18 protein-coding genes and 1 tRNA gene are annotated in these 20,027 nt (G+C 62.6%); 17 read left to right on the forward strand and 2 right to left on the reverse strand.

Features of this window, described 5'->3' with window-relative positions:
• The 3 genes from GWC77_RS17085 to aroC form a co-directional block, all read left to right on the forward strand.
• On the forward strand, positions 1-120 hold a 120-nt coding region (locus tag GWC77_RS17085; protein ID WP_173258848.1), incomplete at its 5' end, for an IS4 family transposase.
• A gap of 16 nt (positions 121-136) precedes the next feature.
• Entirely contained in the window at positions 137-2,053 is a 1,917-nt protein-coding gene (locus GWC77_RS17090; protein ID WP_254367013.1) for an MFS transporter, read from the forward strand.
• 105 nt (positions 2,054-2,158) lie between these two features.
• The gene (aroC, locus tag GWC77_RS17095) at positions 2,159-3,259 is read left to right on the forward strand and encodes a chorismate synthase (protein WP_173258852.1); all 1,101 of its coding nucleotides are present in this window, start codon (positions 2,159-2,161) and stop codon (positions 3,257-3,259) included.
• Positions 3,260-3,379: 120 nt separating this feature from the next.
• Here the strand turns inward: aroC and GWC77_RS17100 are convergent, their stop codons facing one another.
• Complete coding sequence (locus GWC77_RS17100; protein WP_173258854.1) at positions 3,380-5,053, reverse strand: electron transfer flavoprotein-ubiquinone oxidoreductase; 1,674 nt, start codon at positions 5,051-5,053, stop codon at positions 3,380-3,382.
• Between the two features lie 191 nt (positions 5,054-5,244).
• Here GWC77_RS17100 and GWC77_RS17105 point away from each other — a divergent pair, with 191 nt between their 5' ends.
• Both GWC77_RS17105 and GWC77_RS17110 read left to right on the forward strand, forming a co-directional pair.
• Positions 5,245-6,024 carry an SDR family oxidoreductase gene (locus tag GWC77_RS17105; RefSeq protein WP_173258856.1) on the forward strand — a complete coding sequence of 260 codons (780 nt, stop codon included), beginning with the start codon at positions 5,245-5,247 and terminating at the stop codon, positions 6,022-6,024.
• Positions 6,025-6,116: 92 nt separating this feature from the next.
• Positions 6,117-6,548: a thioesterase family protein gene (locus GWC77_RS17110; RefSeq protein WP_173258858.1), complete on the forward strand. Its 432-nt coding sequence runs from the start codon at positions 6,117-6,119 to the stop codon at positions 6,546-6,548.
• Positions 6,549-6,560: 12 nt separating this feature from the next.
• Here the strand turns inward: GWC77_RS17110 and GWC77_RS17115 are convergent, their stop codons facing one another.
• A complete protein-coding gene (locus tag GWC77_RS17115; RefSeq protein WP_173258860.1) occupies positions 6,561-7,106 on the reverse strand; it encodes a PAS and helix-turn-helix domain-containing protein in 546 nt (181 codons plus the stop codon).
• A gap of 259 nt (positions 7,107-7,365) precedes the next feature.
• On the opposite strand from GWC77_RS17115, the gene GWC77_RS17120 reads away from it, so the two are divergent.
• The 12 genes from GWC77_RS17120 to pheT all read left to right on the forward strand — a co-directional run bounded on the left by GWC77_RS17120 (position 7,366) and on the right by pheT (position 19,989).
• Positions 7,366-8,070, forward strand: coding sequence for a CoA transferase subunit A (locus GWC77_RS17120; protein ID WP_173258862.1), 705 nt, complete (start codon positions 7,366-7,368; stop codon positions 8,068-8,070).
• Position 8,071: 1 nt separating this feature from the next.
• On the forward strand, positions 8,072-8,713 hold the full coding sequence (locus GWC77_RS17125) for a CoA transferase subunit B (RefSeq protein WP_173258864.1): 642 nt from the start codon (positions 8,072-8,074) through the stop codon (positions 8,711-8,713).
• A gap of 80 nt (positions 8,714-8,793) precedes the next feature.
• The gene (locus GWC77_RS17130) at positions 8,794-9,720 is read left to right on the forward strand and encodes an alpha/beta fold hydrolase (RefSeq protein WP_173258866.1); all 927 of its coding nucleotides are present in this window, start codon (positions 8,794-8,796) and stop codon (positions 9,718-9,720) included.
• A 112-nt stretch (positions 9,721-9,832) separates the two neighbouring features.
• A complete protein-coding gene (locus GWC77_RS17135; protein ID WP_173258868.1) occupies positions 9,833-10,192 on the forward strand; it encodes a RidA family protein in 360 nt (119 codons plus the stop codon).
• A 55-nt stretch (positions 10,193-10,247) separates the two neighbouring features.
• On the forward strand, positions 10,248-12,470 hold the full coding sequence (locus tag GWC77_RS17140) for a bifunctional (p)ppGpp synthetase/guanosine-3',5'-bis(diphosphate) 3'-pyrophosphohydrolase (protein ID WP_173258870.1): 2,223 nt from the start codon (positions 10,248-10,250) through the stop codon (positions 12,468-12,470).
• A gap of 118 nt (positions 12,471-12,588) precedes the next feature.
• Positions 12,589-12,665, forward strand: a tRNA-Val gene (locus GWC77_RS17145).
• Positions 12,666-13,043: 378 nt separating this feature from the next.
• The gene (gene thrS / locus GWC77_RS17150) at positions 13,044-14,951 is read left to right on the forward strand and encodes a threonine--tRNA ligase (protein ID WP_173258871.1); all 1,908 of its coding nucleotides are present in this window, start codon (positions 13,044-13,046) and stop codon (positions 14,949-14,951) included.
• Between the two features lie 47 nt (positions 14,952-14,998).
• The gene (gene infC, locus GWC77_RS17155) at positions 14,999-15,520 is read left to right on the forward strand and encodes a translation initiation factor IF-3 (RefSeq protein ID WP_173258971.1); all 522 of its coding nucleotides are present in this window, start codon (positions 14,999-15,001) and stop codon (positions 15,518-15,520) included.
• Positions 15,521-15,744: 224 nt separating this feature from the next.
• Entirely contained in the window at positions 15,745-15,942 is a 198-nt protein-coding gene (gene rpmI, locus GWC77_RS17160) for a 50S ribosomal protein L35 (RefSeq protein ID WP_173258873.1), read from the forward strand.
• Between the two features lie 30 nt (positions 15,943-15,972).
• Positions 15,973-16,332, forward strand: coding sequence for a 50S ribosomal protein L20 (rplT, locus tag GWC77_RS17165; RefSeq protein ID WP_173258875.1), 360 nt, complete (start codon positions 15,973-15,975; stop codon positions 16,330-16,332).
• Between the two features lie 152 nt (positions 16,333-16,484).
• Positions 16,485-17,498 (forward strand): phenylalanine--tRNA ligase subunit alpha, encoded by a 1,014-nt coding sequence (gene pheS, locus GWC77_RS17170; protein ID WP_173258877.1) that lies wholly within the window; start codon positions 16,485-16,487, stop codon positions 17,496-17,498.
• Between the two features lie 58 nt (positions 17,499-17,556).
• Positions 17,557-19,989 (forward strand): phenylalanine--tRNA ligase subunit beta, encoded by a 2,433-nt coding sequence (gene pheT / locus GWC77_RS17175; protein ID WP_173258879.1) that lies wholly within the window; start codon positions 17,557-17,559, stop codon positions 19,987-19,989.
• The last annotated feature ends 38 nt before the right edge of the window (positions 19,990-20,027 follow it).

A 20,027-nucleotide genomic window follows, 5' to 3' on the forward strand; every position in this document is an offset into this window, starting at 1 on the left:
GCCCGCAAAGGCGACGGCGAGCCTGGCGTCAAGACCATCTGGCTAGGCATGCAGCGCGTGGTGGATTTTGCTGCTGGTATCAGATACGCGCGTGAGCTCGAGCAGCAGACTTGTGTGTAATGGAATGCCGTTAACCATGGCGACCGATGCGCGCCGAGCCCCACGTCACGATCATTCTCAGTTCGGTTTGCTCACAGAGCGCCGTTTCGCCCCGTTTTTCTGGACGCAGTTTCTCGGGGCGCTGAACGACAACGTATTCAAAGTCGGCTTTACGTCGCTCGTGACCTATGAGACGGCGCGGTTTTCGGGTGTCGACGCAAAAACGGCCGCTTTTCTGATTTCCGCGATCTTCATTTTGCCGTTCGTCCTTTTTTCTGCAACGTCGGGGCAAATCGCTGATAAATACGATAAAGCGACGCTGACACGCTTCGTCAAAACGTTCGAAATCGCGGTGATGCTGGTGGGCGCCGCCGGGTTCGCGCTTCATCATGCCGTGCTGCTGTATCTGTGCACCTTTCTGATGGGCGTGCATTCGACGTTGTTCGGCCCCGTCAAATATGCGTATTTACCCCAGCATCTCGATCAGCGGGAACTCGTCGGCGGAAACGGGCTCGTGGAAATGGGTACGTTCGTGGCCATTCTCATCGGCACGATCGTGGGAGGCATTGCCGCAGCCTTCGCCACGCACGGCGCGCTCGCGCTCGCCGTCGTCTGCGTGGCCGTCGCATGTGCGGGGCGGGCCATCTCGAGTGCGGTTCCGGCAACACCGGCGCCTCAGCCCGAGCTGCGCATCAATTGGAACCCGGTCACGGAGACGCTGCGCAATCTCGCACTGGCCCGTGAGAATCGAACGGTATTCCTGAGCCTGCTGGGTATTTCATGGCTCTGGTTTGTCGGCGCAACGTTTCTGACTTCGTTCTTCAGCTTCGCGAAAGACGTGCTATCGGCCAATCCCGATGTCGTCACCGTTTTGCTCGCAACGTTTTCGCTGGGGATCGGCGGCGGTTCGCTGCTTTGCGAGCGGCTCTCGAACCGGCGCGTCGAAGTCGGTCTCGTGCCGCTCGGCTCGATCGGCATGAGCGTCTTCGCCATCGACCTCTATTTTGCGAGCCATGCCTTGCCGAGCGCCGGGCACCTGCTCGACGTCGCCCAGTTTCTGAGCCGGCCGGCGCACTGGCGCATACTCGCGGATCTGTTCCTGCTCGCCATGTTCGGCGGTTTTTACAGCGTACCGCTCTATGCGCTGATTCAAAGCCGCAGCCAGCCCACGCATCGCGCCCGGATCATCGCGGCCAACAACATTCTCAATGCGCTGTTCATGGTGGTGTCGGCGCTGATGGCCATCGCGTTGACATCGTTGGGCGTGCGCATCCCCGGTATCTTCCTGACGACGGCACTGCTCAACGCCGTGGTGGCCATTTACATCTATTCGCTCGTGCCCGAGTTCCTGCTGCGCTTCGTGGCGTGGGTGCTCGTGCATACCTTCTACCGGATCCGCCTCGTGCACGCGGAGCGTATTCCGGAGACAGGGCCGGCGGTGCTCGTCTGCAATCATGTGAGCTATGTCGATGCGCTCGTCATCATGGCCGGCAGCCCGCGGCCGATCCGCTTCGTCATGGATCACCGCATTTTCGAAAAGCCGTTCGCCGGCTGGGTCTTTCGTCATGCGAAGGCCATTCCGATCGCTCCGACCCATGAGAACGCGGCGCTGCTCGAGCGCGCATACGACGCTTGTGCCGAGGCGCTTGCGCAAGGAGACCTCGTATGCATCTTTCCCGAAGGCAAGCTGACGGCCACGGGGGAGATCAACGCTTTTCGCCACGGTGTGACGCGCATCGTCGAGCGTACGCCCGTGCCGGTCATTCCCATGGCCCTGCGTGGGTTGTGGGGCAGCGTGTTCTCGCGGCACGCCGATGCGCGCTGGCCCCGGCCGCTGCGCAAGGGGATGACGAGCCGCCTGAGCCTGGCCGTTGGCGAGCCGATGGAGCCGTCAGCCGCGGCGCCCGAGGTGCTGCAGACCATCGTGACAGGCCTGCGGGGGCCGCGCAAATAAAACGTCGGGGCCCGCGCGCGATGGCGGCGGCGCACGCGGTGCAAGCTTGGCGCCCGGGCAGGGCATAATATCGGTCTTTCCCGCATTTTTCGTAAGGCCACGTCCATGTCCGGCAACACTCTTGGCACGCTCTTCACCGTTACGACGTTCGGCGAATCGCATGGCCCGGCCATCGGCTGCGTCGTCGATGGCTGTCCGCCCGGCATGGCGCTGACCGAGGCCGATATTCAATTGGAGCTCGATCGCCGCAAGCCCGGCACGTCGCGGCATGTGACGCAACGCCATGAAGAGGACAAGGTCGAGATTCTGTCCGGCGTGTTCGAGGGTGTGACGACGGGCGCACCGATCGCACTGCTGATCCGCAATACCGATCAGCGCAGCAAGGACTATGGCAACATCGCCGAGACATTTCGTCCCGGCCATGCCGATTACACCTATTGGCACAAGTATGGCGTGCGCGACTATCGTGGCGGTGGCCGCTCCTCGGCCCGTTTGACGGCGCCGACCGTCGCGGCCGGTGCGGTGGCGAAGAAATGGCTGCGCGAGCGGCTTGGCGTCGAAGTGCGCGGGTACATGAGCGCGCTCGGCGAAATCGACGTACCGTTCGTCGATTGGTCGCATGTGCGCGAGAATCCGTTCTTCGTCCCGAATGCCGACATCGTGCCGAGGCTCGAGGAATACATGGATGCGCTGCGCAAAGAGGGCGATTCGATCGGCGCACGCATCAATGTCGTCGCGAGCGGTGTACCCGTGGGTCTCGGCGAGCCGCTCTTCGACAGGCTCGATGCCGATATCGCGCATGCGATGATGGGCATCAATGCCGTGAAGGGTGTCGAGATCGGCGCGGGCTTCGCCAGTGTTGCGCAGCGCGGTTCCGAGCATGGCGACGAATTGACGCCCGCGGGATTTGTCGGCAATCGGGCCGGCGGCATTCTCGGTGGCATTTCGACGGGCCAGGATATTACGGTGTCGATTGCGATCAAGCCGACGTCGAGCATCCGCACGCCGCGCCGCTCGATCGACAAAGCGGGGCAACCGGTTGTCGTCGAGACGTTCGGCCGGCACGACCCCTGTGTCGGTATTCGCGCCACGCCGATCGCCGAGGCGATGCTCGCGCTCGTGCTGATCGATCATGCGCTGCGTCATCGCGCGCAGTGCGGCGACGTGAGCGTCGCCACGCCGAAGATTGCGGCAAGCGCACCCTGATCGTCCGAAGGTTGTTCTCGGCGCGGTTCGGCCGTGACAAAAGAAACGGGCGCGGGTCTCGATGGACCCGCGCCCGTTTTGGTCTGTGCGGCGCGGGATCGTCCGGGCCGCCGTACCGCGTCACATGTTCGCGTAGTTGGGCCCGCCGCCGCCTTCGGGCGTGACCCAGACGATGTTTTGCGTCGGATCCTTGATATCGCACGTCTTGCAATGCACGCAATTTTGCGCATTGATGACGAGTCGGTCGCTCCCGTCGTCGTTCTTGACGAACTCGTACACGGCCGCGGGACAGTACCGTGCCTCAGGCCCGGCGTAGGTCCGTAGATTCACGTTGACAGGCACCGACGGATCCTTCAGCGTCAAATGCGCCGGCTGATTCTCCTCGTGATTCGTGTTCGACAGGAAGACTGACGAAAGCCGATCGAAGGTGAGTTTGCCGTCGGGCTTCGGATAAGCGATCGGCGCGCACTGCGCGGCGGGCTTGAGCATCTCATGGTCGCGGTGCTTGTGATGGAGCGTCCATGGCACGTTGCCGCCGAAGAGCTTTTGCTCGATGCCGACCATTAGCGTGCCGAGATAGAGCCCCTTGCTCATCCACTGCTTGAAGTTGCGCGCGCGGTTGAGTTCTTCATGCAGCCATGAGGATTTGAATGCCTCCGGATAGGCGGCAAGCTCGTCACCGCTGCGCCCGGCCTGCACAGCTTCGAAAGCGGCCTGCGCCGCCAGCATGCCGCTCTTGATGGCAGCATGACTTCCCTTGATGCGCGACGCATTGAGAAAGCCCGCGTCGTCGCCCACGAGCGCGCCGCCCGGAAAGACCAGCTTCGGCAACGACAGCAGGCCTCCTGCCGTGATCGCGCGCGCGCCGTAAGATACGCGCTTGCCGCCCTCCAGAAACGCGCGGATCGCCGGGTGCGTTTTGTAGCGCTGGAACTCCTCGAACGGCGACAGATACGGATTCGTGTAACCGAGGCCGACGACAAAGCCCACGACGACCTGGTTGTTCTCGGCGTGATAGAGAAACGAGCCGCCGTAGGTTTGCGTATCGAGCGGCCAGCCGGCCGTATGGATGACGAGCCCGGGCTGGTGCTTGGCCGGATCGATCTCCCAGAGTTCCTTGGTGCCGATGCCGTAGACCTGCGGGTCGGCGTCTTTGTTGAGTTCCCACTTCTCCATGAGCTGGCGCCCGAGGTGCCCGCGCGCACCTTCGCAAAAAAGCGTGTACTTCGCGTGCAGCTCCATACCGAGCTGAAAGTTCCCGGTGGGCTCGCCGTCCTTGCCAACGCCCATGTTGCCGGTGGCGACGCCCTTGACCGAGCCGTCGTCGTTATAGAGCACTTCGGCCGCGGCAAAGCCGGGGAAGATTTCCACGCCGAGCGCTTCGGCCATCGTCCCCAGCCAGCGCGTCACATTGCCCAGGCTCACGACATAGTTGCCGTGGTTCTTGAAGTTCTCGGGTAAAGCCCAGTTCGGCGTCTTGACGGCCCCTTTTTCCGAGAGGAATAGAAAGCGGTCTTCGGTGACCGGCACGGTCAGCGGCGCGCCTTTTTCCTTCCAGTCGGGAATGAGTTCGGTGAGCGCGCGCGGGTCCATGACGGCGCCCGAGAGGATGTGCGCACCGATCTCGGAGCCTTTCTCCAGCACGCAGACGCCAATCTCGACGCCTTTTTCCTGCGCGAGCTGTTTGAGCCGGATGGCCGCCGAAAGTCCCGCGGGGCCGCCGCCCACGATCACGACGTCGTATTCCATCGATTCGCGCGGGCCGTACTGCTCGACGAGACGCTCGGGGGTCATTGGGGCTCCTTAGCCGTTAGAATGCTTTTTTCGGGTTCGTATTGTCAGCGAACGAAGAGGGCGCTGCAACCGAATGAGTCAACATTAGCACGACCGTTCTATTTTTGTGATAGAGTGCCCCCTCTGTTGTCGGGCCGATATCGCGTGCGCGTCGCCGCAAACGTACAACCTAATCGATAAAGGGATCGACAATGGGCCGTTCGATCAATCTGGAAGGCAAAGTTGCACTGATCACGGGCGCCTCGAGCGGCCTCGGCAAGCGTTTCGCGCTGGTGCTGTCGCAGGCCGGGGCGAAAGTGGTGTTGGCGAGCCGCCGCGTCGAGCGGCTCAAGGAGCTGCGGGCCGAGATCGAAGCGTCGGGCGGCGCCGCGCATGTCGTCTCGCTCGATGTGACGGACTATCAGAGCATCCGCTCGGCCGTCGCGCATGCGGAGACCGAGGCAGGCACGATCGATATTCTCGTGAACAATTCGGGCGTATCGACGACGCAAAAGCTCACCGAAGTCACGCCGGCGGATTTCGAATACGTATTCGATACGAATACGCGCGGTGCGTTCTTCGTGGCACAGGAAGTGGCCAAGCGAATGATCATGCGCTCCGCGTCGGCCAATCACAAGCCGCCGTACCGGATCGTCAATATCGCATCGGTCGCGGGTTTGCGTGTCTTGCCGCAGATCGGACTCTATTCGATGAGCAAGGCGGCGGTCGTGCAGATGACGCGTGCCATGGCGCTCGAATGGGGCCGCCACGGCATCAACGTCAACGCGATCTGCCCGGGCTACATCGACACCGAGATCAACCATCATCTCTGGTCGACCGATCACGGGCAAAAGCTGCTGTCGATGCTGCCCCGCAGGCGCGTCGGCAAGCCGGAAGACCTCGATGGCTTGTTGATGCTGCTTGCGGCGGATGAATCGCAATTCATCAACGGCGCGGTGATCTCCGCCGACGACGGTTTCGCGCTGGCGTAAGCGACGAAGCGAATCGCATGAGGCGTACCGCGAAGACGCGCGCCGGTATCCGCCGTGCCTGATTTTTATTTTTGTTGAAAGAAGACGTGACGATGAGCGATGACCAACCCGTGTTCGAAATGTCGATGCCGATCCGTTGGGGCGACATGGACGCCTTCGGCCACGTCAACAACACCGTCTTTTTCCGCTACATGGAGCAGGTGCGGATCAGCTGGTTCGAAGCGCTCGGGCTCGTCGGCAATGCGCGTGACGGCCAAGGTCCGGTCGTCGTCAATGCGTCCATGGAGTTCTTGCGCCAGCTTCACTATCCGGGCGACGTCATTGGGCGGATGGCCGTGGCGCGTCCCGGCCGGAGCAGCTTCGACACTATGTTCGAACTCGTGCGCGCCGACGACCCCGGGACCCTCTATGCACGCGGCAATGCGCGTTGCGTCTGGATCGACTACGCAGCCGGCAAGTCGGTGCCGCTGCCCGAGCGCCTTCGGGAGCTGATCGAGCAGCACGCATCCGAAAAGGCGGCCTGAGCGGCGCTGCGCTTACTGGCCGAGCAGCCGCTGCAACAGCTCTGTTGCATTGCCGGTCCCGTATTTGCGCATGAGCCGCGCACGATAGATATCGACGGTTCGCGAGCTGATGTCGAGCGCGCGGCCGATCTGCTTGCTCGTCTTGCCGGTCGCCAGCTGCGCCGCGACTTCGCGCTCGCGCGGCGTGAGTTCGACGGCCACGCGCCGTGTGGCGCTCAAATCCTCGAACGTCCAGACCCCGGCTGCGAGCGGAGCATGACGCTCGAGCGCGCGCCCCGTGACATGGCACCAGAACAGCTCGCCGTCCGCGCGCTTCATGATGCGATCGTCGGCGTAGCTGCCTTGCGCCGTCATGATGGGGGCGATGCGTTCGCCGATGCGCTCGAACTCATCGGGCGAAGGATAGAGCACCCGAAACGATTGGCCGATCAACGCCTCGCGATCGCACCGGAAGATTCGCGCCAGGGCGTCGTTGCAGTCTTCGATGACGCGATCTCGCGAGAGCACGAGTCCGAGCGGGGCGAGCTGAAAGGCGGTCTTGTAGTCGATTTGGGGCATGGTCTGCGAAGCGCTGCCGCGAAAGGCTGGGCGGGCCTTTCACCTATGTATTTTTGCGTATTGTGCCGCACGCGTCGGCCATCTTACCCTTTTGCCCATCGTGAGAGGCGCGAAGCGAGGTAGGCGAGGGCCACGTCGACGCGGCAGCCAATCGACCATTGGCCCCCGGACGACTAGAATGGTCGAGCGTCGAGGCTTCGCGCGACGCATGCTGACACGGCTGCGTATCCGCCAATTCCAATCGTGGAAGGACAATGAGATGAACAAGGTTTATCCAAGCGCGTCCGCCGCACTTCAAGACATCGTGAAAGACGGGCAGACTTTTGCCGTGGGCGGCTTCGGCCTATGCGGCATTCCGGAGGCGCTCATCGCGGCGTTGCGCGACTCTGGCGTGAAAGGCCTCACCTGTATCAGCAACAATGCCGGGGTCGACGGCTTCGGCCTCGGCCTGCTGCTCGAGACGCGACAAATCAACAAGATGATTTCTTCCTACGTCGGCGAGAACAAGGAATTCGAGCGCCAGTATCTCGCAGGCGAACTCGAGCTCGAATTCACGCCGCAAGGGACGCTCGCCGAGAAGCTGCGCGCGGGCGGCGCGGGCATTCCGGCGTTCTACACGAACACCGGATACGGCACCATCATCGCCGAGGGTAAGGAAACGCGTCAGTTCGGCGAAAACTTCTATGTGCTCGAGCGTTCGCTGACGGCGGACGTGGCGCTCGTCAAGGCGTGGAAGGCGGACAAGTCCGGCAACCTCGTGTTCCGGCGCACCGCGCGCAACTTCAACCCGATGTGCGCGATGGCCGGTCGCATCACCGTGGCGGAAGTCGAAGAGATCGTCGATGTCGGCGCGCTCGATCCCGATGCGATCCACACCCCCGGAATTTTCGTGCAACGCATCGTGCTCAATGCGCACCCGGAGAAACGCATCGAACAACGCGTCGTGCGCGCGAAGGGAGACTGACATGGCATGGACTCGCGAACAAATGGCTGCGCGCGCGGCGCAGGAGCTGCAGGACGGTTACTACGTCAATCTGGGCATCGGCTTGCCTACGCTCGTGGCCAACTACGTTCCGGCCGGTATCGAAGTGTGGCTGCAGTCGGAAAACGGTCTGCTAGGCATCGGCCCGTCGCCGACCGAGGACGAGATCGATCCCGATCTGATCAACGCCGGTAAGCAGACGATCACGACGTTGCCCGGTTCGTCGATTTTCTCGTCGGCCGACTCGTTCGCGATGATTCGCGGCGGTCACATCAATTTGGCCATCCTCGGGGCGATGCAGGTCAGCAAGACCGGGGATCTCGCCAACTGGATGATTCCCGGCAAGATGATCAAGGGAATGGGCGGTGCCATGGATCTCGTGGCGGGCGTGAAACGTGTCGTGATCTTGATGGAGCATGTCGCCAAGGGCGATCAGCACAAGATCCTCGAGAGTTGCACACTGCCGCTCACCGGCGTCGGCGTGGTCGATCGGATCATCACGGATCTGGGTGTGATCGATGTCACCGAACACGGACTCAAGCTCGTCGAACTTGCGCCCGGCGTCAGCGTCGACGAAATCAAGGCCAAAACGGGGGCGCCGCTCGACGTAAGCGGTATTCACTGACGGCGCCGCACGCGCGGTCCGCGCCAGACGCAATGTGCCGGGCCCATGCTGCGCCCGGCTTTTTTTTCGAGGGTCGTTCCATGAGCTCGTCGCCCGATAGCGCATCGCCCGCCCACGCTTTGCAACCCGCCGGTCCGCGCCTGCGCTGTGTGCAATGCGCAAACCCTGCCGGTTTGCATCGGATGGCCTACGCCGAGTGGGGCGACCCCGACAACGAGCGCGTGCTCGTCTGCGTGCATGGCCTCACGCGTTCGGGGCGCGATTTCGACCGCGTTGCGGCCGCGCTCTCGGATGTCTACCGCGTGGTGTGTCCCGATGTCGTCGGACGGGGCCAGTCCGATTGGCTGCCGGAGCCGAGCCGCTACGGCATCCCGCAATATGTGGCCGACATGACGACGCTGATCGCGCGACTCGATGTCGAATCGGTCGACTGGTTCGGAACGTCGATGGGCGGCCTCATCGGCATGGCGTTGGCGGGCTTGACGGGTACACCCGTGCGCAAGCTGCTCATCAACGACGTCGGCCCGCATATCGAACCCGCGGCGCTCGCGCGGATCGGCTCGTACGTGGGGCAGCCGGTGCGCTTCGCCTCGCTCGACGAGGGCATCGATCACGCTGCGCTGCTCGCCGCTTCGTTCGGACCGCTCACGCTCGACGAATGGCGCGAGATCAATGCGCCGCTGCTGCGGCAGCGCGACGACCGCGCCTGGGAGTTTCGCTACGATCCGGGCATTGCCGTGCCGTTTACCGCTTCGACCCCGGAGGCCAATGCGGCCGGCGAGGCGATGCTCTGGCACTTGTTCGAGGCCGCAAAAGGCCCGGTGCTCGTGGTGCGCGGGGCGTTATCGGATCTGCTCTCGCGCGAAACCGTCGCACGGATGGTGGCGCGCGGACATCAGGTGTCGAGTGTGGAAATTCCGGGCGTGGGCCATGCGCCGGCGTTTCTCGACCCGCAACAGATCGGCATTGCACGCCAGTTCTTCGTCGGTGACGGCAACGCGTCATAATAACGGTCTCGCGCGCGGCGTCTCACATTCGGCGAGGGCTGGGCGTATCCCCGGTGCCTGCCGCCGCCGTGCGTAACGACCGATCGAGCGGTCATCGAACAGGACTTTTCAAATGGCAGTCATTCGTCATCACGTCGGCAAGCGTCTTTCCGAGATCGCCATTCACAACGGCACCGTCTATCTGGCCGGGCAGATTGCCGAGGACACCGCGCAGGATGCGGCAGGCCAGACGCGCGAAGTGCTGGGCCATATCGATCGCCTGCTCCAGGAGGCGGGTAGCGACAAGACGCACTTGCTGTCAGTACAAATCTATCTCGCCGATATGGCGCATTTCCCTGCAATGAATGCCGTATGGGACGAGTGGGTCGCGCAGGGCAACACGCCGCCGCGCGCCACCGTCGAGGCGAAACTCGCCAACCCTGACTGCCTCGTGGAAATCGTCGTCGTCGCGGCACAAAAGCAAAACAGCTGAGCGGCCTGCGGGTGCGCGTGCGAGGGCTGCCTCGCCTGAGAAAGTGGGCTTCACGATGATTGCCGAAAACGACGCCGCGGCGTTGCCATCCTGCGAGGAGGCGCTCGCCTTCGTGCGCGAGCACGCGGGCGACGCGCGCTTGCCGACGGGCGAATTGCTGGCCGATCACGCCGAGGGAACCGCGACGATCGTGCGCAAGCTCAATGTCGATCCGCCCGCCGTGCTGGCGGCCGCGCTCTTTGTGCTCACGCCGCGTCTGGAGGACCCGGAGCGCAAGATCGCGGAGCGCTTCGGCGAGGAAGTCGCCCGGCTCGTCGGCGACGTGCGCAAGCTGCTGCGGCTCGGTACCGTGAGCCTGCGCGTGACGCAAAGCGTAGCGGCCGACGCCAGTCGCGAAGCGCAGGAGGAGCGGCGCGCGCAAATCGAGGCGCTGCGCAAGATGCTGCTCGCGTTCGCGCAGGATATCCGGGTCGTGTTGATCCGGCTCGCGTCGCGCTTGCAGTCGCTGCGATACTACGCTGCGGCGAAGCGCTCGCCGGGCATCGACGTCGCCCGGGAAACGCTCGATATCTACGCGCCGCTCGCGAACCGGCTCGGCATCTGGCAGCTCAAATGGGAACTCGAGGATCTCGCGTTCCGCTTCGAAGACCCGGACACCTACAAGCGCATCGCCAAGCTGCTCGACGAAAAGCGGGTCGAGCGCGAGACGTACGTCGCAAGTGCGATCGAACGGCTGCAGCAGGAGCTTGCCGCAGCGCACATCCGGGCCGAAGTCAGCGGGCGGCCGAAGCATATCTACAGCATCTGGCGCAAGATGCGCGGCAAGGCGCTCGATTTCGCGGAGCTCTACGATGTGCGCGCGTTTCGCGTCATCGTGCCCGACATCAAGGACTGCTACACGGTGCTGGGCATCGTTCACAATCTCTGGCAGCCCGTGCCGAAGGAATTCGACGACTACATCTCTCGCCCGAAGCCGAACGGCTACAAATCGCTCCATACGGTAGTGATCGGCGACGACGGTCGTGCCTTCGAAGTCCAGATTCGCACGCAGGAGATGCACCGCTTCGCCGAATACGGCGTGGCCGCGCATTGGCGTTACAAGGAAGCCGGCGTGCGCGGCTACGGCGGGCAGTTCACCGCGAGCGAGAAGTACGACGAGAAGATCGCCTGGCTGCGCCAGCTGCTCGCCTGGAAAGACGAAGTCGCCGAGGGCGAGCATGCGGAGAACCCTTGGGAGCAACTGCGCCACGCCACGCTCGACGACGATCACATCTACGTCATGACACCGCAGGCACGCGTGATCGCGCTGCCGCAAGGGGCCACGCCTGTCGATTTCGCCTACCACCTGCATAGCGAACTCGGCCACCGCTGCCGTGGCGCGCGGGTGGACGGCGCGATGGTGCCGCTCAATACGCCGCTTTCGAACGGACAGACGGTCGAGATCATTGCGGTGAAGGAGGGTGGGCCGTCGCGCGACTGGCTCAACCCGCAGCTGGGTTATCTGCAAAGTGCGCGCGCGCGTCAGAAGGTCCGCGCCTGGTTCAACGCGATCGACTCGCAAGAGAACGTTGCCAACGGACGGGCTATCGTCGAGAAGACGTTGCAGCGCGAAGGGAAGACGTCGGTCAGTCTCGATCAGCTGGCGGCGAAGCTCGGTTTCAAGTCGCCGGAAGAGCTTTTTTCGCAGGTGGGCAAAGACGAGTTCAGCGTGCGTGCGATCGAGCAGGCGCTGTCCGACACGCCGCCGCCCGAACCGCAGCCCGAGGCGCCCGCGCAATTCGAAAAGCGCGGCAGCGGCTCGAGCGTGGCGCACGGCGCATCGGCCGGTGTGCTCGTGGTCGGCGTCGACGCGCTACTCACGCAGCTTGCACGATGCTGCCGGCCGGCGCCGCCCGACGCGATCAGCGGGTTCGTTACGCGCGGCAAGGGCGTGTCGATCCATCGCGACGACTGCCCCATGTTTTTACGCATGGCGGCGCGCGCGCCGGAGCGCGTACTGCAGACCGCGTGGTCGGCCGATGTGCTGGGTGGCCGCGGCGCTTCGGTCTATCCGGTCGACTTGACGATCGAGGCGCAGGACCGGCAGGGGCTCTTGCGCGACATCTCCGAAGTGTTCGCGCGCGAGAAGATGAACGTCGTCGGCGTGAAGACGATGAGCCGGCGCAACGCGGCGTTCATGCAGTTCACCGTCGAGGTGTCGAACGCGGCGCAGGTACAGCGCGCGTGCACGTTGCTTGGCGAAGTGAGCGGCGTGGTGCGCGCGGCGCGTAAAGGGTAACGGACGGCGCAAACGGCGGCGCGGGGAACGAGGCCCGCGAACGACTTCTGCACTTGCATGTGAAAGCATAAAAGTGCTTGCCAAGTTTTCAGGGACTCCATATAATCGCTCTTTCTTCAGGCTCGTAGCTCAGCTGGTTAGAGCACCACCTTGACATGGTGGGGGTCGTTGGTTCGAGTCCAATCGAGCCTACCAACGAAATACGAAAATCCGGCTTGCCGGTTTTTCAAGCAGCGCGAAATACGCCCTCGGGCGTCAAAGGCGAATACGGTTATGACACCGCGAACGTTGACCGAAACAACTTCGGAACGACGCTAGTCGAGGACCTCTTTCGCCCTGTTTCAGTATCTGCGGTTAATGAAAGTGAATGCGGCCCCTCGAAAGCGGGGCCGCATTTTTTTTGTCGGTCCGAGTTGGCGCTTCAGCGCTTACTCGGGCCCCATGCTGGGTCGACTCCAGTTAGTGCTTCAGCACTGACTGGAGTCCCGCCAGCGGTCGGTCCGAGTTGGCGCTGAAGCGCCAACTCGGACCTCTGACGATGCCGCGCGCTTCGCGGCAACCGGAGAGAACGCAATGGTTTCGATACGCCTGCCAGACGGTTCGGTTCGACAGTACGAGCATCCGGTCACGGTTGCCGAGGTCGCGGCCTCCATCGGTCCCGGTCTTGCCAAGGCCGCCTTGGGCGGCAAGCTCGATGGGGAACTCGTCGATACGTCGACGCTGATCGAGCGCGACGCGTCGCTTGCCATCGTCACGGACAAAGACCCCGATGGCCTCGACATCATTCGCCATTCGACGGCCCACCTGCTCGCGTATGCGGTGAAGGATCTCTACCCCGAAGCGCAGGTCACGATCGGGCCGGTGATCGACAACGGTTTTTATTACGACTTTGCGTATCAGCGGCCATTCACGCCCGAAGATCTCGAGAAGATCGAAAAGCGCATGCAGGAACTCGCGAAGAAGGACGAGCCCGTCACGCGGCGCGTGGTATCGCGCGACGAAGCCGTCGAGTACTTCAAAAGCATCGGCGAGCGATACAAGGCCGAGATCATCGAATCGATTCCCGCCGAGGACGAGATCAAGCTGTACGCTCATGGCGGCTTCACCGACTTGTGCCGCGGGCCGCACGTGCCGTCGACGGGCAAGCTGAAGGTCTTCAAGCTGATGAAGGTCGCGGGCGCGTATTGGCGCGGCGATTCGAAGAACGAGCAGTTGCAGCGGATCTACGGTACGGCGTGGGCGAAGAAGGAGGAGCAGGATGCCTATCTGCACATGCTCGAGGAAGCGGAGAAGCGCGATCACCGCAAGCTCGGCCGTCAGCTCGACCTGTTCCATCTGCAGGACGAGTCGCCCGGGATGGTGTTCTGGCATCCGAAGGGGTGGACGCTGTGGCAGCAGGTCGAGCAGTACATGCGCCGCCGCGTGAATGCGGACGACTATCTCGAGATCAAGACGCCGATGATCATGGATCGCTCGCTGTGGGAAGCGTCGGGCCATTGGCAGAACTATCGCGAGAACATGTTCACGACGGAATCGGAAAAGCGCGACTACGCGATCAAGCCGATGAACTGTCCCGGGCACGTTCAGGTCTTCAAGCACGGCCTGCGCTCGTACCGCGATTTGCCGCTGCGCTACGCCGAATTCGGCTCGTGCCACCGCAATGAGGCGTCGGGCGCGCTGCATGGGCTCATGCGCGTGCGCGGCTTCGTGCAGGACGATGGACACATTTTCTGCACCGAAGAGCAGTTCATCGCGGAATCGATCAAGTTCAATACGCTGGCGATGAGCGTCTATCGCGACTTCGGCTTCGACCATATCGATATCAAACTGTCGCTGCGCCCCGAGCAGCGCGCGGGCACGGACGAGATCTGGGACCGGGCCGAGGCCGGACTTCGCGAAGCGCTGACGGCGTGCGGATTGCAATGGGAAGAGCTCGACGGCGAAGGCGCGTTCTACGGTCCCAAGATCGAGTACCACATCAAGGACGCGCTGGGCCGCTCGTGGCAGTGCGGCACGCTTCAGCTCGACATGGTGCTCCCGGAGCGCCTGGGCGCCGAATATGTCGCCGAGGACAACAGCCGCCGGCGGCCGGTCATGCTGCATCGGGCCATCGTAGGCTCGATGGAGCGTTTCCTGGGTATTCTGATCGAGCATCACGCCGGTGCGATGCCGGCCTGGCTCGCGCCGACCCAGGCGGTGGTCATGAATATCGCCGAAAGCCAGGCCCAGTATGCGAGTGCGCTGGTCCAAACGTTGCAAAAACAAGGGCTTAGAATCGAGGCCGATTTGCGCAACGAGAAAATTAGCTATAAAATACGCGAGCATACGCTTGAAAAGGTGCCGTATCTGCTCGTGGTCGGCGATAAAGAGCGTGATGCACAAACGGTAGCCGTGCGTGCCCGTGGCGGTGTGGATCTTGGCGTGATGCCGGTCGACACCTTCGTTGAGCGCCTGCGTCAGGATGTCCAGGCCTTCAAGTAACCACTTGGCAGCGCGGCTCGTTTTTTTAATTTTTAGAGGAACCGAACATCGCTACTGATAAGTCGCATCGCATCAACGGTGAAATTTCTGCACCCGAGGTGCGTCTGGTCGGAATCGACAACGAACCGCTCGGCATCGTAAAACTGGCTGATGCTTTCCGCATGTCGGAACAGCAGGACGTGGATCTGGTGGAAATCGCACCCCAGGCGGTCCCGCCCGTTTGCCGCTTGATGGACTACGGCAAATTCAAGTACCAGGAAGCGAAAAAGCAGCACGAGGCCAAGCTCAAGCAGAAGGTCATCCAGGTCAAGGAAGTGAAATTCCGTCCCGGGACCGACGACGGTGATTACAACGTCAAACTGCGCAACCTCGTACGCTTCCTCGAGGACGGCGACAAGACGAAGATCACGTTGCGTTTCCGCGGTCGCGAGATGGCGCACCAGGAAATCGGTATGCGGATGCTCGAGCGCCTGCGCACCGACCTAGACGAGGTCGGGCAGGTCGAGCAGATGCCGAAAATGGAAGGGCGCCAGATGATCATGGTGCTCGCGCCGAAAAAGAAGAAGTGAGGCGTCGTGCCGCGAACGGAACGGTCGTTCGCGGTACGTCGGCTTCGCACAGGCAGTACCCGGCAGGTTTCGGAACGACGCGAAGCGTCGTTCCCGGAAATGCGGCGGGCCCGGGAGGTTTCGGGCTGGGCGCCGCAAACAAGTGGACTGGGTTTCGAAGGGCGGATCTGGGGCATTTTGCCGGCCGCACACCCATCGCCATCTAATAAATGGAGTTGTTCGTCATGCCTAAGATGAAAACCAAGAAGAGCGCTGCAAAGCGCTTCGTGGTGCGTCCGGGCGGTACCGTCAAGCGCGGTCAAGCCTTCAAGCGCCACATCCTCACGAAGAAGACCACGAAGAACAAGCGCCATCTGCGCGGTTCCGCCGCGGTGCACGAGACCAATCTGGACTCGGTGCGCGCGATGCTGCCGTTCGCTTAACCCTCAACCGACAACTCATAGGAGCGAAACATGCCTCGAGTCAAACGTGGGGTTACAGCACGTGCCCGCCACAAGAAGATCATCAACCTTGCGAAGGGCTATCGCGGCCGTCGCAACAACGTCTTCCGCATTGCGAAGCAAGCGGTCATGCGTGCAGGTCAGTACGCATACCGTGACCGTCGCAACAAGAAGCGTGTGTTCCGCGCGCTGTGGATCACGCGTATCAACGCGGCGGTGCGCCAGCACGATATGACGTACAGCGTGTTCATCAACGGCCTGAAGAAGGCGTCGATCGAACTCGACCGCAAGGTGCTGGCCGATATGGCCGTGTTCGACAAGGCTGCTTTTGCCGCGATCGTGAAGCAGGTGAAAGCCGCCGTCGCAGCCTAATTGCGAAATTAGTACTGCGTGGTTCGTGGCGGCGGTATCGGTAAAAGCCGGTGTCGCCGCGACAAAAACGGGGGCTCCTCACCGAGCCCCCGTTTTTGTTGGTCGAGCGCTTTCTCTCGTAATTTTTCCTCGACGTTGAAATGATGGGATCAATGGATCTGGACCAGATTGTTGCCGAGGCGCAAAGGGCCTTTGACGAAGCCGCCGATGGCGTCACGCTCGAAAACGAGAAGGCGCGGTTCCTCGGCAAGGCGGGTGTGCTGACCGAGCTCCTCAAGGGGCTCGGCAAGCTCGATCCCGACCTGCGCAAGACCGAGGGCGCGCGTATCAACGTCGCGAAGCAGCAAGTCGAAGCCGCGCTTTCCGCGCGCCGCGATGCGTTGGCCGAGGCGCTATTGAATCAGCGGCTCGCCGCCGAGGCGGTCGATGTCACGTTGCCCGGCCGCGGCACCGGCGCGGGAAGTCTGCACCCCGTGATGCGCACCTGGGAACGGGTCGAGCAGATCTTCGGCTCGATCGGTTTCGATGTGGCCGATGGCCCGGAGATCGAGACGGACTGGTACAACTTCACCGCATTGAATAGCCCGGAAAACCATCCGGCGCGCTCGATGCAGGACACGTTTTACATCGACGGCACAGATGCAACGGGGCGCCCCTTGCTGTTGCGCACGCATACGAGCCCGATGCAGGTGCGATATGCGCGCACCAACAAGCCGCCGATCAAGGTCATCGTGCCCGGACGCACGTATCGCGTCGACAGCGACGCGACGCACTCGCCGATGTTCAATCAGGTTGAGGGGCTGTGGATCGACGAGCACATCAGCTTCGCCGATCTGAAAGGCGTCTATACCGATTTCCTCAGGAAGTTTTTCGAGCGCGACGATATCTCGGTGCGGTTCCGGCCGTCGTACTTTCCGTTCACCGAGCCCTCGGCCGAAATCGACATGAAGTTCGAGGAAGGCAAGAATGCCGGCAAGTGGCTCGAGATCTCGGGTTCGGGGCAGGTGCATCCCAACGTCATCCGCAATATGGGCCTCGATCCCGAGCGCTATATCGGCTTCGCGTTCGGCAGCGGGCTCGAGCGCCTGACGATGCTGCGCTACGGCGTGCAGGACTTGCGGCTCTTTTTCGAAAACGATCTGCGCTTTTTGCGGCAATTTGCCTGATGCCGCGCGCGCTTGGCGTCGCCTCGGCTGGACCTCATTCATTCGAACGTAGACACTCATGCAATTCCCTGAATCCTGGCTTCGCGCATTCGTCGATCCGCAACTGACGACCGAAGAGCTGTCGCACGCGCTGACGATGGCTGGCCTCGAAGTCGAATCGCTGCGGCCTGCCGCTCCTCCCACATCGAAGATCGTCGTCGGGCGTGTGCTCGAAGTCGTCAAGCATCCCGATGCAGATAAGCTCAACGTCTGCCAGGTCGATGCAGGCACCGGCGCGACGCTCAACATCGTGTGCGGTGCGCCGAACGTCGCCCCGGGCATCAAGGTGCCGGTTGCGCTCGTGGGCGCGCAGCTGCCGCCGGCCGAGGAGGGCGGCGCGCCGTTCGCGATCAAGCTCTCGAAACTGCGCGGCGTCGAAAGCCAGGGCATGCTGTGCTCCGCGCGTGAGCTCAAACTCTCGGAAGACCACAGTGGCCTTTTGATCCTCCCCGACGATACGCCGGTGGGTCAGGATATTCGCGAGACGTTGAATCTCGACGATACGATTTTCGAAATCAAGCTGACACCGAACAAGGCCGATTGTCTGTCGGTCTTTGGCGTGGCGCGCGAGACGTCCGCCATTACGGGCGCACCGCTCAAGCCGCTTGCGATCGAGCCGGTGCAGGCCGCACTCGACGAGACGCTGCCGGTCACCATCGCAGCCCCGGATTTGTGCGGCCGGTTCTCCGGGCGCGTGATTCGCGGCGTGAATGCGCGCGCGGCAACGCCGCAATGGATGGTCGAACGGCTGGAGCGTTCAGGACAACGAAGCATTTCGGCGCTCGTCGATATCTCGAACTACGTGATGCTCGAGCTCGGCCGGCCGACGCACGTTTTCGATCTCGACAAGATTCATCGCGGCATCGAAGCGCGCTGGGGCCGCCGCGGCGAGAGCCTGGAACTGCTGAACGGCAATACGATCGAGCTCGACGAGACGGTGGGTGTCATCGCCGACGATCGGCAAGTCGAAAGCCTGGCGGGCATCATGGGTGGCGAGCGCACGTCGGTCACGCTCGATACGACGAACATTTATCTCGAGGCGGCGTTCTGGTGGCCCGACAGTATCCGCGGGCGCGCACGCCGGTACAACTTCTCGACCGACGCGGCCCATCGCTTCGAGCGTGGCGTCGATTACTCGACGACGGTCGAGCACATCGAATACATCACGCGTTTGATTCTCGATATTTGCGGCGGCAAGGCCGGTCCGGTCGACGATCAAACGGTCAACGTACCGAAGCGCACGCCCGTCGCGATGCGTGTGGCGCGTGCGCAGCGCATCATCGGCGTGCCGGTTCCCGCCGATGAGATGGCGCGTATTTTCGAACGCCTTGGACTTGCGTTCGAGTTCGACGGCGAGCGGTTCTCCGTCACGCCGCCGCCGTACCGCTTCGATATCGAGATCGAGGAAGATCTGATCGAGGAGGTGGCGCGTATTTACGGTTTCGAAAAGATTCCGGCGCGTCCGCCGATGGCGGCCAATGAAATGCGCGCGACGAACGAGACGCAACGCTCGATTCACGCGATTCGCCACGCACTGGCCGCCCGCGATTACTCGGAGACGATCAATTTCAGCTTTGTCGACGAATCGTGGGAGCGCGATTTCGCCGGCAACGATAATCCGGTGCGGCTCGTCAATCCGATTGCGAGCCAGATGTCGGTGATGCGTACGACGCTCGTCGGCAGCCTCGTGAATGTGCTTCGCCATAACCTCAATCGGCGTGCCGAGCGTATCCGCGTGTTCGAACTCGGGCGGGTATTCCTGCACGATGCGGCGCAGGAGGCCAGCGAATATGCCGTCGAAGGGTACGTCCAACCCAAGCGTATCGGTGCGCTTGCCTATGGGCCCGTGGCGGAAGAGCAGTGGGGCCTTCCGACACGCCAGGTCGATTTCTTCGACGTCAAGGCTGATGTCGAGGCGCTTTTCGCGCCGCGCATCGCGCGCTTCGTGAAGGCCGAGCATCCCGCGCTGCATCCTGGACGCAGTGCGCGCATCGAACTCGACGGTCGCGCAGTCGGTTTCATCGGCGAGTTGCATCCGCGCTGGATGCGGCAATACGACTTGCCGCAGGCGCCGATCGTTTTCGAGGTCGACGCCGAGGCGGTGATGGCGCGCGCGTTGCCGGTGCCCGCCGAAGTATCGAAATTTCCGCCGGTGCGGCGCGATATTGCCGTGGTGGTGGATCAGAAGATCGAGGCCCAGGCGCTGCTGGACGAGATGCAAAAGGCGCTTGGCGAGGGCGCCGGCAAATTCGTGCAAAGGGTTGCGCTCTTCGATGAATTTCGTGCAAAATCAAATACTTCCGGTGGCTTGGCTGCGCACGAGAAAAGCCTTGCCTTCCGCGTGACCCTGCAAGATACTGGCGGCACGCTGCAGGACGAGACGGTGGATGCGGCCGTCAAGGCCTTGGTGGATCGTTTGGCTCGAGTCTACGGTGCGCGGTTGCGGGGGTAAGCGCGAACAGCTTCGGAACGATGCCGGCGCTGCGCGTT

Origin of the sequence: Paraburkholderia sp. NMBU_R16 (assembly GCF_013282575.1) — a bacterium.
In the GTDB taxonomy this organism is placed as follows: domain Bacteria; phylum Pseudomonadota; class Gammaproteobacteria; order Burkholderiales; family Burkholderiaceae; genus Trinickia.